At 41.5% G+C, this 12643-nt stretch carries 12 protein-coding genes and 1 tRNA gene; 9 read left to right on the forward strand and 4 right to left on the reverse strand.

Annotated elements, in window-relative coordinates:
• Positions 1-169 precede the first annotated feature (169 nt).
• From B2863_RS12600 to B2863_RS12610, 3 genes are all read left to right on the forward strand, one after another.
• Positions 170-1024, forward strand: coding sequence for a universal stress protein (locus B2863_RS12600; RefSeq protein ID WP_102092102.1), 855 nt, complete (start codon positions 170-172; stop codon positions 1022-1024).
• Between the two features lie 479 nt (positions 1025-1503).
• Positions 1504-1842, forward strand: a complete 339-nt coding sequence (locus B2863_RS12605) for a P-II family nitrogen regulator (protein WP_010197981.1) — start codon at positions 1504-1506, stop codon at positions 1840-1842.
• Positions 1843-1949: 107 nt separating this feature from the next.
• On the forward strand, positions 1950-3212 hold the full coding sequence (locus B2863_RS12610; protein ID WP_057762031.1) for an ammonium transporter: 1263 nt from the start codon (positions 1950-1952) through the stop codon (positions 3210-3212).
• A gap of 201 nt (positions 3213-3413) precedes the next feature.
• Here the strand turns inward: B2863_RS12610 and B2863_RS12615 are convergent, their stop codons facing one another.
• The 3 genes from B2863_RS12615 to B2863_RS12625 form a co-directional block, all read right to left on the reverse strand.
• Positions 3414-3797, reverse strand: coding sequence for a DUF2147 domain-containing protein (locus tag B2863_RS12615; protein ID WP_261869150.1), 384 nt, complete (start codon positions 3795-3797; stop codon positions 3414-3416).
• Between the two features lie 261 nt (positions 3798-4058).
• On the reverse strand, positions 4059-4322 hold the full coding sequence (locus B2863_RS12620) for a hypothetical protein (protein WP_201569227.1): 264 nt from the start codon (positions 4320-4322) through the stop codon (positions 4059-4061).
• Between the two features lie 70 nt (positions 4323-4392).
• Positions 4393-5238 carry a DNA/RNA non-specific endonuclease gene (locus B2863_RS12625; RefSeq protein WP_296211223.1) on the reverse strand — a complete coding sequence of 282 codons (846 nt, stop codon included), beginning with the start codon at positions 5236-5238 and terminating at the stop codon, positions 4393-4395.
• Between the two features lie 177 nt (positions 5239-5415).
• Between B2863_RS12625 and B2863_RS12630 the strand changes: the two genes are divergently transcribed.
• Together B2863_RS12630 and B2863_RS12635 are read left to right on the forward strand one after the other, a co-directional pair.
• Positions 5416-5506 (forward strand) — tRNA-Ser (locus B2863_RS12630).
• Positions 5507-5789: 283 nt separating this feature from the next.
• Positions 5790-7148 (forward strand): tyrosine-type recombinase/integrase, encoded by a 1359-nt coding sequence (locus B2863_RS12635; RefSeq protein WP_296211225.1) that lies wholly within the window; start codon positions 5790-5792, stop codon positions 7146-7148.
• 48 nt (positions 7149-7196) lie between these two features.
• Here B2863_RS12635 and B2863_RS12640 read toward each other — a convergent pair whose 3' ends face one another.
• Positions 7197-8306: a hypothetical protein gene (locus B2863_RS12640; RefSeq protein ID WP_296211227.1), complete on the reverse strand. Its 1110-nt coding sequence runs from the start codon at positions 8304-8306 to the stop codon at positions 7197-7199.
• A 566-nt stretch (positions 8307-8872) separates the two neighbouring features.
• On the opposite strand from B2863_RS12640, the gene B2863_RS12645 reads away from it, so the two are divergent.
• The 4 genes from B2863_RS12645 (at position 8873) to B2863_RS12660 (ending at position 12520) form a co-directional block, all read left to right on the forward strand.
• Positions 8873-9787, forward strand: coding sequence for a YagK/YfjJ domain-containing protein (locus B2863_RS12645; protein ID WP_296211229.1), 915 nt, complete (start codon positions 8873-8875; stop codon positions 9785-9787).
• Between the two features lie 133 nt (positions 9788-9920).
• Positions 9921-10211 carry a hypothetical protein gene (locus B2863_RS12650; RefSeq protein WP_296211231.1) on the forward strand — a complete coding sequence of 97 codons (291 nt, stop codon included), beginning with the start codon at positions 9921-9923 and terminating at the stop codon, positions 10209-10211.
• Positions 10212-10261: 50 nt separating this feature from the next.
• The gene (locus B2863_RS12655; protein ID WP_296211233.1) at positions 10262-11254 is read left to right on the forward strand and encodes a DUF932 domain-containing protein; all 993 of its coding nucleotides are present in this window, start codon (positions 10262-10264) and stop codon (positions 11252-11254) included.
• A 123-nt stretch (positions 11255-11377) separates the two neighbouring features.
• Entirely contained in the window at positions 11378-12520 is a 1143-nt protein-coding gene (locus B2863_RS12660) for a YqaJ viral recombinase family protein (protein WP_296211234.1), read from the forward strand.
• Positions 12521-12643 lie beyond the last annotated feature (123 nt).

Consider the following 12643-nt stretch of genomic DNA (forward strand, 5'->3'; position numbering starts at 1 on the left):
ACTACTAAGCGAATCTACGCGGTTGCCATGTGGCTATATTCTTAGTCTATGGCTAATGTATCGGATATTAATAGACAGTTATATTGGTAAAAGGGTTGGATGTATTTTGCATACGCCAACCCTAAACTGAGATAGCCGATTTTTATTATTAAAATGATGTGGTCGTTTTATGAGTAATTTAAAACCAGATAGTGTGATTGCTTGCTTGGACTGTCCTGATCATGTTCAAGCGGTACTAGAGGCCAGTATGTGGGCTTCTATTCGCCTGCGCGCGCCTGTTGGCTTATTGCACTCGATGCCAAGCTTGCAGCAAAAAGCCGCTATTAATTATTCTGGTTGCCTCAATATTGATGATGAAAACGCTTTGCTCGAACAGTTCACATCCAAAGAGCATCTAAGTAACTGTGAGCTAAAAGCGCAGGGCCGACTGCTATTATCTCAAGCTACCTCGTATTGTGAGCAGCAGCGTCATAAGCTAAAAACATATACATTGCATCGTCATGAGAACCTCAATCAGAGCATTGATTACGTCGATGACCAAGCACAATTGATCGTTATAGGGCATCATGTCACTTGCAAATCTACACTGAGCCAACTTATTCGAGTCAGCCACTGCCCTATTTTGGTGACACATGCACCATTTTTGCCCCCTACTACTGCTTTATTTGCGTTTGATAACAGTCCAACGTGCCATAAACTACTAAATTGGCTGTGTAAAACGCCACTGGTGCGTGCACTAACGGTTCATATTGTGATGGTTGGCAAGGAAACTTCTGATAACTGTGATGCGTTGCGTGAAGCCTATGCGAAGCTCAAACAGGCGGGTATCAAATCTAAAAAGACATTGCTTGACTGCCGTGATGTTGCAGCGGCTTTGAACTACTATCAAAACCAACATGATATCGGTTTACTTATGACTGGGGCTTTTGGCCAATCTCGTCTACGCGAATTACTACAAGGTAGCGATACAAAAAAGCTATTGGTCAGCACAAAAACTCCTTATCTACTATTTCCTAAAGCATAACGACATATATATCAACACGTCCAAACCCTTTATCTACCTAAGCGCAGGGGTCTGACTACTATGTTAGGCTCTGATGCTTATCTCTATTTTCTCTCTACCTTCCCGCCATTCATCTTTGATACGCTTGCATGAAAAGGCCAAGCTAACGACCAAACTCAAGTTAGCAAATCGTCACATGAAATAAAGGGATAGCCTCCCCAAGCACTCAAAAAGTTGGTTATAATAAAGTTTTCGTTAACCAAACGCTAAAGATTGATTCACCTTTATTATGCTTGTAGCGATGGCTCTAATCGTTGCATCGTAGCCCATACTCTATGTTACTACTGTTATTACTTTTTAATGAACAACGCCAATTCTACCTCCCCCCTTGAGTAGGTTGGCACAGTTCTTGAATAACTTACAGTAAGCAAGGCAGAGATATGATGATGCATCATAGTACTTCTATCAATCTGCGGCATCACACAAATAAGGAATTTTTTATGAAGCTAATCACTGCGATCTTAAAACCGTTTAAGCTCGACGACGTGCGTGAAGCGCTTTCCGACATCGGTGTTAAAGGTGTCACTGTCACTGAAGTCAAAGGTTTCGGTCGTCAAAAAGGTCATACAGAGCTCTATCGCGGCGCAGAATACGTGGTGGACTTTTTACCTAAAGTAAAAGTCGAAGTCGCTGTGATCGACGAGATGGTTGAGCCTGCTATCGAGGCAATCACTCGTATCGCTAGCACTGGTAAGATTGGTGATGGCAAGATTTTCGTCACTGCACTTGAGCAAGTTATCCGCATCCGTACGGGTGAAACAGGACCTGACGCTATCTAAATTTGAAGACCTACCTACGGGCATAAACTTATAGGTACAGACTCTTACAGCATTTTTATCTATCGGTAATGCCGATATCTATATTATAAATTCAAGGGGGAATTTAAATGGAAAGTCAAATCTTTGAGCTCCAATATGCGCTCGATACGTTTTACTTTTTGATATGTGGTGCGTTGGTCATGTGGATGGCAGCAGGCTTCACTATGTTAGAAGCCGGACTGGTCCGATCAAAAAATACAGTCGAAATCTTAACCAAAAACGTCGCACTATTTGCAACGGCTAGTATCATGTATATGGTATGCGGCTATGCGATTATGTATGGTGGCGATCTATTCTTAAGCGGAATTGCAGGCGGTGATACGTTAGTAGAAGACGCCCTAGCAGCCTCTGCTGAAAACGGCTTCGGTGGCGACTCTGTCTACTCTGCCGCATCAGACTTTTTCTTCCAAGTGGTCTTTGTAGCGACCTGTATGTCAATCGTATCAGGTGCCGTTGCTGAGCGCATGAAACTGTGGTCATTCTTGTTATTCGCTGTGGTCATGACTGGTGTTATCTACCCACTAGAAGGTAGCTGGACATGGGGCGGCAACGATGTCTTTGGCCTATTCAACCTAGGCGACATGGGCTTCTCCGACTTTGCAGGCTCTGGCATCGTGCATATGGCAGGTGCAGCAGCAGCTCTAGCAGGTGTATTGCTCTTAGGCTCACGTAAAGGTAAATATGGCCCTAATGGAGAGATACGCGCTATTCCTGGTGCTAACCTACCGTTGGCAGCACTCGGTACACTAATCTTGTGGATGGGTTGGTTCGGTTTCAACGGTGGTTCAGTGCTTAAATTAGGCGACATCGCTAGTGCGAATGCTGTTGCAATGGTATTTTTGAACACTAATGCTGCTGCTGCTGGTGGTGCTGTCGGTGCCTTAATCTTAGCCCGCATCATCTTTGGTAAAGCGGATCTAACCATGCTCCTAAACGGTGCACTAGCTGGTCTAGTAGCCATTACTGCTGAGCCTTCAACCCCTTCTGCATTACAAGCCACTATCTTTGGTGTTATCGCCGGTATCATTGTAGTGTTATCAATCTTAGCCTTAGACAAAATCAAGATTGATGATCCAGTTGGTGCAATCTCAGTTCACGGTGTGGTCGGTCTATTTGGTCTGCTAATTGTACCTATCACTAACCCAGCATCTACCTTTATCGGTCAGATTGTGGGTGCTGCAACCATCTTTGCTTGGGTATTCATTGCCAGCCTAGTGGTGTGGTCTATCATCAAGCTGGTTATCGGTCTACGTATCTCTGAAGAAGACGAGTACGAAGGTGCTGATATTGCAGAATGTGGTATGGAAGCTTACCCAGAATTTATAAGATAAGCTCCTTTCAAGTAAGCTAAAGACTGCTTTTAAATGCGCTGATACTACCTACTGTAGTATCAGCGTTTATAATTTTAGTGTTTAAAGATCTCCCCTATTGAATATATAAAATATAAGCTTGAATCTAAAACGTAAAAAATCCCGCGAGACCTTTCGGTAACGCGGGATTTTTATGTATTACGCTAAAACTAACTCTTTAGTTTATTTCTTTTTCCACTCTTGACTACGAGAGAATGGGCCAATATAGCCTTTTAGCTTCAACGTGTTGCCGCTTAAGCTTGCAGTCATACGATAGTCTTTGCCTTTTTCAGGGTCAGTAATCGTACCACCACTATATTTACCACCACCATCAGCTTGTAGACCTTTAATAATGGTCGTACCAACGTGCTTTTTGCCTTTAGCTGAGTTAGTAGCAATAAGAGTACCGGTCAACACACCATTTGACTCAGTGATCTTTACCGTACCTTTTGGCTTGCCTTCATCATATGTCTGCCAAGTAGTGTTGGCTAATGGGTCAGCGGCGAATGCCATGCTAGCAATACCAATACCAGCAACTGCTAAAGTGGTCTTTGTAAATAATTTCATAGATTGACTCCCTTCATACAATGATTACGCGAAACGTTATGTTTCTGTTGTCCTATGCTTATCCTTTGCTAGAACCTTTCATTACGAGCTTTACGGTTTCGACCTTTTTCAATGATAGTTACCATGACAACTTATAAGCTTTTGGTTAAAGATTCGAGCGACACAAGCGATATCTTAACTCATTATAAGCAATTTTTAGGTTTTGCCTAGTAATTTTTTTACAGTTTCTTATTTCTATAAAAATAAAACCATATCAAAGAGTTACAGAAAAGGATTGTCGATATCTTTATCTAATTGGTCATCATTTTCCTTTGACTTAGCATCATTCTTGCTATACAGATTTTTATCTGCAAATGCTTGTACGATTTTCCCCGATAGTTCATGTAGCTGTTGGGCTTGCTCGTATCCCAACTCGTCAAAAGTGAGATCAATATCACCATATATAATAATCTTGTCTTTTTGATTTTCAATGACAAGATCACCAATCTGCATGCTTTGATGGTCGTTGGCGAATGGCTCAATCATTTGATTATCCTTATTATCAGTAACATTGTATTTTTTCGAAATGAGGCTATTTTTGGGTCTTACTTTCAGCTTAAGCTTGCAACTGTGCAATTAACCATTCTAAAATAGCCCAGACAAATAGCATCCACTCAGGCTCCTCCACTGGCGCCTCGGGTGTATCTGTGTTCTCACCTGCCTTCAATGGCAAGTCAAACGCTTGAGATTTGGACTGACTATCTAGCATAGGTAATACATCGATGCCAATCTCAGTGGTCAGCTCATCGATACTGAACACATCGATGCGTTCTGACTCATCATTTGGTGCGTAATACACGCCTGCTTGATTGGTTGCTGGGATATATACCGCTTTGAAGAAGTGGCTAGGCACAAGGACACGGTTAGCGAGCTGCTTGGTTTTTTTATCAGTAAATGCCACACCCGTGATGGTATACACCTCACCGTATTGCTGCGTTAAATACCGAGTGGCAGATTCAATATTACGCCAGATGTAGCGATTGTTACGTGGTGACTGCGGAGCAATATTGGCTAAACTAAAGCTATCATACTGCTGGCTGCGATTGGCCATATTGGCATTGGGTGCCAAATGACCTCGATCATAGCCAGAGCCTGAATAATCGGATAATGAGGCTCGTGCTGACTTTGGCAGTTTACTCTCTTCGTGAAAGCTATCTTCACGATCGATCTGCTTAGCTTGTTGTAGACGTGTGCGATCGAGATGCTCTGCTGACCAAAGCGGTGTACGCGATACCCCCGAGTACATGACCGCAAAGCCATCCATGCATAGCGCTTGTGTGTCTTTTTTTAGCTTGGTATTGGTAAATTCAGGATAAACACCCCCATAAAAAGACTGGCTACACTGGGTCAAATCATCAGCGTGTGCTTGGGTAATACCCGTCGCGACAAGCAATACTGCCATCAGTGCACTATTCTTACATCCGTACTTAAGCCTACTAAAACTTATCATTCAACTTTCAACCATTTATACTTGCCGTTACATACTTGCTATCCTAGCAGGCGCTTGCCAATAAAGAAAGATAGCGCGCAAGTCGTGACATTCTAAATGGTATCCGCTATACTTAGGCGTTCAAAAAACGGTGAAGTGGGTGAGTGGCTGAAACCGCACGCCTGGAAAGTGTGTATACGTTCATAGCGTATCGAGGGTTCGAATCCCTCCTTCACCGCCAATCTTATAGAATCTTAGTTTTCCCACCTTGCCCCAATTCCATACATACACTAATCAAACCCTTTATAAATAACGCGTCTAGCGTTTTTTTTATGCCTGCTATTTTCCCAATTCAACCCAACGTGATACATCTATCCCGCCGCTTGTGTTGGTCTACTCGTTGGTCTATTATTCATATACATCTTAATTAGACCAACATTCGATCTAGATTTATAAGACTTAGACCAACATAATTGCCTTAACGCTTTAAATGTATAGCTCGTAGGTACAAGGAATAGACCAACATGAAGTTGACTGATACCAAAATTCGTAAACTTAAGCCCACTGATAAATGCACCCCTTCTTGTCCAGACAAATATAGTGATCAACAAGGTTTGCAGTTACTGGTACGTAGTTCAGGTACTAAAACTTGGATAAACGCATATCGCTTTAATGGTCAGCAGAAAAATATAACCCTTGGTACTTATCCTCTTATGTCTCTTTCTGAGGCAAGACAAGCGAATACTGATATCAAAATGCTATTAGCTAAAGGCATAGATCCAAAAGTTAAAAAGCGTCAAGATAAACTGACTAATATCCACGCGCAGAAATTCAATGACTACGCATTAGATTGGCTAGCTGAACGCAAGCGTAACGTAAAGTCACTTACCTATAAGCAAGACTACAACCGCATGCATAAAGATGTGTTACCAAACTTTGAAGGTATTGCTTTAAAAAATGTAAGCTTTGAAGATTGCCGTTCGATGGCAGATGAGATTGAGAAGCGAGTAAACAATAAAGGGGAACCACCACGTGAGGTCACCAGACGCACTATTGATTTGGTTGCTAATGTTTTAAAACGTGCCAAACGTGAACGTATCATTGAGCAAAACCCAATCGACGATCTAAAAGCACTTTACCCTAAAGCCAAAAGTCAGCACATGAAGCATGTAGATATTAATGAGCTACCTGCCCTACTACAAGCTATCGAAGGTTATCATGGTCACGACCAAACTAGATTGGGTATGAAATTCTTAGCCTATTCATTTTGTCGCACCATTGAGCTACGTATGATGAAATGGTCACACATTGATTTTGCTAACCGTTTATGGCGTGTTGATATCGACAATCTTAAAATTGTGCGTAAGCATGTCGTACCACTATCAGATCAAATGCTCGCAGTGCTAGAAGAGATGAAAGCCATCACAGGGCAATATGAATATGTTTTCTATCACACGGGCATGCATCAGCCGTATAGCGAAGAATTCATCAATAACGCGCTAGATATACTAGGGTATGCTGGTAAACAGACAGGACATGGCTTTCGCCACATCGCTTCAACCAATCTGAACGAGCTTGGATACATGGGCGATGCGATCGAAAAGCAAATGGCCCATGATAAAAAAAGTAGCATTCGCGCAGTGTATAACCACGCGCAACACTTAGAAGAACGTCGTAAAATCATGCAGGTTTGGGCTGATTTTTTAGACTTACTAAGAGACAAAGGCGAAGTTGTGGACTTCCAAACTGCTCGTCAGCAGATTGAGCATTCATTAGCAAGCAAACGTCCTGACTCATTACAAAATGCTGATAAGCAATCCTTGATTAGAGCCTTGCTAAACCAAGGGCTCACAGTAGATGATTTGCAAGACTATATTCACTAACTAGAGGGAATTACTACTTTAGCTGTGGAGCAAGATAGCCTCTGTTGTCTACTTAAATGTTTTATTGTATTCCTCTATAATCAGCTCATTTATTAATTTACTTGTAGTTGTAGAGCCTTTTGAAACTAGGCTTTCCAACTTACTTTCATTCTTTTTATATACTTTAATATTATTATGCTTACCTGATTCAGACTTATCAGCACGTTTATCCGCGGCCTTCCAAGATTTTTCTACGAGAGACAATACAAACTGTCTTGCTGAACTGTCTTTATGTTTTCCTTCTCTTATACCTGAACTACCAGTAGAGTTTGATAAACTATCAAAACTGGCAAGAATCAAATAATACATCTCCTCTGTACTATTAGGAAAAAAATTCTTATTAAGAATGAGACACCCCTGCTTAATCAATCTTTCGTAAAGATATTGAATTTGTTCATCATTAGTAAGATCTATCCATTTAATCTCTTTAGTAGGCGTTACATTGTTTAAGTATAAATCTTTTAAACCAAGCATTACGTCGATGGCTCCATTACCACTTTGGTAGCTCATTGGGTTTTCAGTAAAGCTATGCTCCATCGAAGGAATATTGTATTGAATTTCAGATATGTAACCATATGCATTAAAACGTATATAGTCATTAATATATGTTAGAAACTCTTCACTACCTTTTTTTACTATTCTATTTTCTTCAAGTGTTCTTTGCATTAAACCTGCAAGATAAAGCGAAGACCTTAGGTCATTTTTGAACCACGCTGTATATGCATTAGGCAAAACATTTTTTATTTTAGTATCAATTAATAAGTGAAATCTATGAATCGGATCTGTATAGCTTTTTATCTGGAAAGCAAGTAAGTTTTTAAGATCATCATCATCATATTGCAAAATCTTATCGAAGTTACCGCTTAATCTCAATTCAAAAAGAAGTAAAGACTTAGCATCTTCAACACTTAATTCAGCTATCCCTTTATAAAGCTTATCTAAACTGTCTATATGTCTTTTTGTGCCTTTCAAATATGCATCAATACACATTCTTAGCCACTTACTTTCAGCATATTCTAGTACAGATTTTGGAATTAAGGATAGATTGGTCGGTTCTACTTGACTAATCACCTCTAATTGGTTGATTGGCTCTTTTTGGCCTGTTGGCTCTGTGGACACTACAGCCTCCTCAATAAACTTTGGCATTATTAAATGTAAAAAACGTAAGCCTGACGTAGATAATCCTACCAAAACTCATAGAGAAATCATATAAATATTGTGGAAAAATCGTGCATAAAAACTGTTGATATTAAATAACATCAAGGGATACAGATAAATAATCATTAATAATAGAAAGTATTAAGAGAAGAAGGCACATCATATAAAGTTAAGTTGTGCTATAAATATATAATATTAGATTATACAATAATACTTACAGCTCCTAAGTCCAGATATCAATATAAGAAAAGCTCTCTTACATGAACCGCCCAGCTAACTCCATCCAAATACGATTTCCAACGTAGACAGCAATTCTTCATCAACCCTGATAAAAAAATCCTAAGTACGCAAGCAAAACACTACTCTTTTTCAGCTCATCCTTAGTAGGTTGTTTATATTATTACTATTAAGCTTATCTAATCATTCTAGCTAAGCGATTATCGCACAGCACTGATCTTTTCATTCATAGAATTATAAAAATACATACTGTCCCTACCCTATGAAACCAACTTCATAGGGATACCATAATGTCTTACTCACACCTAAACCAACCGCTAGTTGCTGCAAACGTCCATAGTCTGGTCACAGATATACTAGCGAACGCCATCAGTTTTAATGAGACCACAGATAAACTGAACGGGTTGTATTACCCGTTCATGACACACTTAAATACTGAGCTATTTTATTCACAGCCGATTGTCGCATTTGTTCATAGCACCAACGCTATCGTTGGTGATTCATATCCCGTAAATGTCATTTGGGATCATGATAAGACACAGCATTTTATCAACATGCTGTCATGCTATAGAAATGACATTGAGCGTGAACGCATCACGTTCAGCTATCAGGAATCGCAAAATAGAAACAATTTAGCGAATTACGTAGGTAATCTGGCCACTCATTACTCAAAACTGCTATTTATCCGCATCGACCTAAAGTACGCACAGCAGACCAGTCATCATGTATCTATCGAAGACTTTGACTTTCACATGAGCAAGTTTCGTGAGCTTATCGGCAATAAAAAGACGTGCTTTGAGCATTTGCAAGGCAATGCTTGGGCTTTAGAACAAGGAGGTATCGAGGGCGGGTTGCACTGTCATTTACTACTTATATATGATGGCTCAGAGAGACAGAACGACTGGTACTTGGCTAAAGAGGTGGGCGAAAAATGGAAAGAGGTAACCGCTGGTCTAGGCGAATACTATAGTTACCACGATAAAGAACGTAAGCAGCAGTATAGGCAACATGGCAAACTAGGTATCGGCATGATTCATCGTGATAACCCTCAGGAAGTCGAAAACGCTGTAGCTTCAGCTTTATACCTAACGAAACCAAGCAAGAGTGAGCAGCAACTTAAACTTTGGTTACCAAACATGCGTACCTTTGGTCATGGTATTTATCGTACAAAAAAACGTAGAGGCCTACCGCCCATATCAAAATAATCTCGGATATATAGTATCCCTATGAGAGCAGTCAGATAGCCATGCTTTTCTGACCGTTTAAACCCAATCCACCCTAATTAAAGGTCTGCTTAATCGCAGGCCTTTTTTTATGCGCTTAATTTAAGGAGCTTATATGCAAACGATCTGTCCTTACTGTCACTCATCAAGGGTGACGAGCAATACGGATACTGACAGTCCCTTTAATATCTTTGAGCAACTGTGCTCACAATCTGCCCTATCAGGTCTTGGTGTGAGTATCTGTAGGTATTACAAAATCAATTCAGCAATCGGTGTGGTCGTAGGTACAGCCCTTGCCTCTGCAATCAGCTTAGCTAAAGACAAGCTACAACAGCCACCCTTACTCGTTTTGGCAGCAAAGCCCAGTTATACCTGCGATACCTGCTCAAGAACTTTCACTATTTAATCCACTTTTATAACCAGTAATACTAATCAAATCTAGAAGGAAATATTCTCATGGCACATTTAATCGAATCAATGGCATACGTTGGTGAAACCCCTTGGCATGGGTTAGGTAATGAACTGGCTCCCAAGCAACCTATCGAGATCTGGGCAAAGCAAGCGGGTATGGATTGGCGTATAGAATCATCGGATGTCAGTTACATGGCAAACAATGACAAAGGGCACAATCTGATTCTGCCCTTTGCTGAGCAGAAAGTGTTATACCGTAGCGATAACTTCGAGCCGTTATCAGTGGTCAGTCAACGCTATCAAGAAGTTCAGCCTCGTGAGATTTTAGAGTTTTATCGTGATCTCACCGAGCAGTCTGACTTTGAGCTGGAAACCGCAGGTATTTTGAAGGGCGGTCGTAAGATGTGGGCGTTGGCTCGTACAGGCCAGTCAGCAACACTTAAAGGTAAAGATGTCAGTAATGGCTACTTGCTTCTTGCCACCGCTTGTGATGGCACTTTAGCGACCACGGCACAGTTTACATCGATCCGTGTGGTCTGTAATAACACGCTTGCTATTAGCTTAGCTAATGGAAGCGGAGGCATAGTGAAAGTACCGCATAGCACCTCGTTTGATGCGGACAAGGTCAAGCAGCAACTAGGCGTGTCGGTGAAACAGTGGGAGGAGCACAGCTACGAGATGAAGCAGTTATCAGAGCGCCGTGTGACCCAAGCAGAAGCAGCCAATTATCTCAGCCGTGTGTTCAATGATCAGGACAATGACCTCATTCTGTTTAACAGTGCTAAGAAAGAGAAAGATGCCGTGCCAAACGCTCGCGCCATGAATCAGGTGATGAACATGTTTAACGGTCAAGGTCGCGGAGCCGATCTTGATGCCGCTAAAGATACCGCTTACGGCTTGCTATGTAGTATCACTGAATACGTCGATCACGAACGTAGGGCGATGTCGAGAGACCATAGATTAGACGGTGCTTGGTTTGGCTCTGGCGCTAAGCTCAAACAAAAAGGCTTAGAGGAATCGCTACTGATGCTGGCTTAACCAGCCACGTTTAAAGTCTGACAATACAATCAACCACGCCCTTGAGCGTGGTTTTTTTATGCCGTCAATGAAACAAAGCATATTCACAGTTTATTAAGAATAAACTCAGTAAAGGAGTTCACCATGAACATGATCGCATTAAACAATACAACCATGACTCAGCTAAGACCTAAACGTTCAGCCATTACAGGTAAAGCGTCTCGAACTGCTAAGTCTAAAACCAAGGACAAACCAGTAGAAGTCACACTAAAGCAAAATGAAACGGTTGGTAAATCTACTCAAGCAAAGACATCGACCATAGCTAAGCGTTTGGTTAACACCAAAAACTTAAGCCGTGAAGACTGGCTACAGTTTCGTAAGCAAGGTATTGGCAGCTCTGATGCCGCAGCCGCTTGTGGTATTCATCCATATTTATCGATGCTTGAGCTATGGATGATGAAAACTGGTCGTATGACATCGAATATCGATGAGAGCATTGAAGGATATTCACCACTGTACTGGGGCAATACTTTAGAGCCGATGGTGGCTAAATATTACCAAGAACATACCGGGAATAAGGTACGCCGTGTGAATGCTATCTTGCAGCATCCTGATCCTGACAAAGCTTTTATGCTTGCTAACCTAGACTATGCTATTACAGGCAATGATGAGGTACAGATTTTAGAGTGCAAAACCGCTGGTGAACATGGTGTTAAGCTTTGGAAGCATGGCGTGCCCTTGTATGTGATCTGCCAAGTGCAACATCAACTAGCTGTTACTGGCAAACAAGCTGCGCATATCTGTGTGCTGCTGTGTGGACACGAGGCTAAGATATATAAGGTTGAGCGCGATGAGCGCTTGATTGAGTCCATCATGGAGCATGAGCGTCTGTTCTGGCAATACGTGCAGACCGACACCCCACCAACGCCTGATCATTCTGAATCCGCAGCTCAGGCCTTAAAGCAGCTTTATCCAACACCTAAGTCGTCAAGCAAGGTTGATTTGCGAGATGACGATGGTGCCAATAAGTTATTTGAGCAACTGCTGAGTTATCGTGATTACATGCAAGAGCTAGAGCAGCGTCATGATCAGGTAAAGCACCAACTGCAAACGCTGATTGCTGATAATGAAGTTGCCGTGTTTGAGAAAGGGGCGATCTCTTGGAAACGCTCGAAAGATAGTATTGTGCTCGATAGTAAGGCCGTTATCAAAGCGCATCCTGGATTGCTTAAGCAGTTTAGTAAAACCAAGCAAGGTAGCAGACGCTTCGTTGTTCTCAATGACTGAGCTAAAGGTCACTCAATCATCAAGACAGCAATCAACCAGTCAAAGCTAATGAATCAAAGCTAATGAATCAAAGCAAGCGCATAACCGCCCACCTATCACAGGTGGGCTTTTTTATGAGCAAAA

Origin of the sequence: Psychrobacter sp. UBA3480 (assembly GCF_002377945.1) — a bacterium.
Classification (GTDB): Bacteria; Pseudomonadota; Gammaproteobacteria; order Pseudomonadales; family Moraxellaceae; genus Psychrobacter.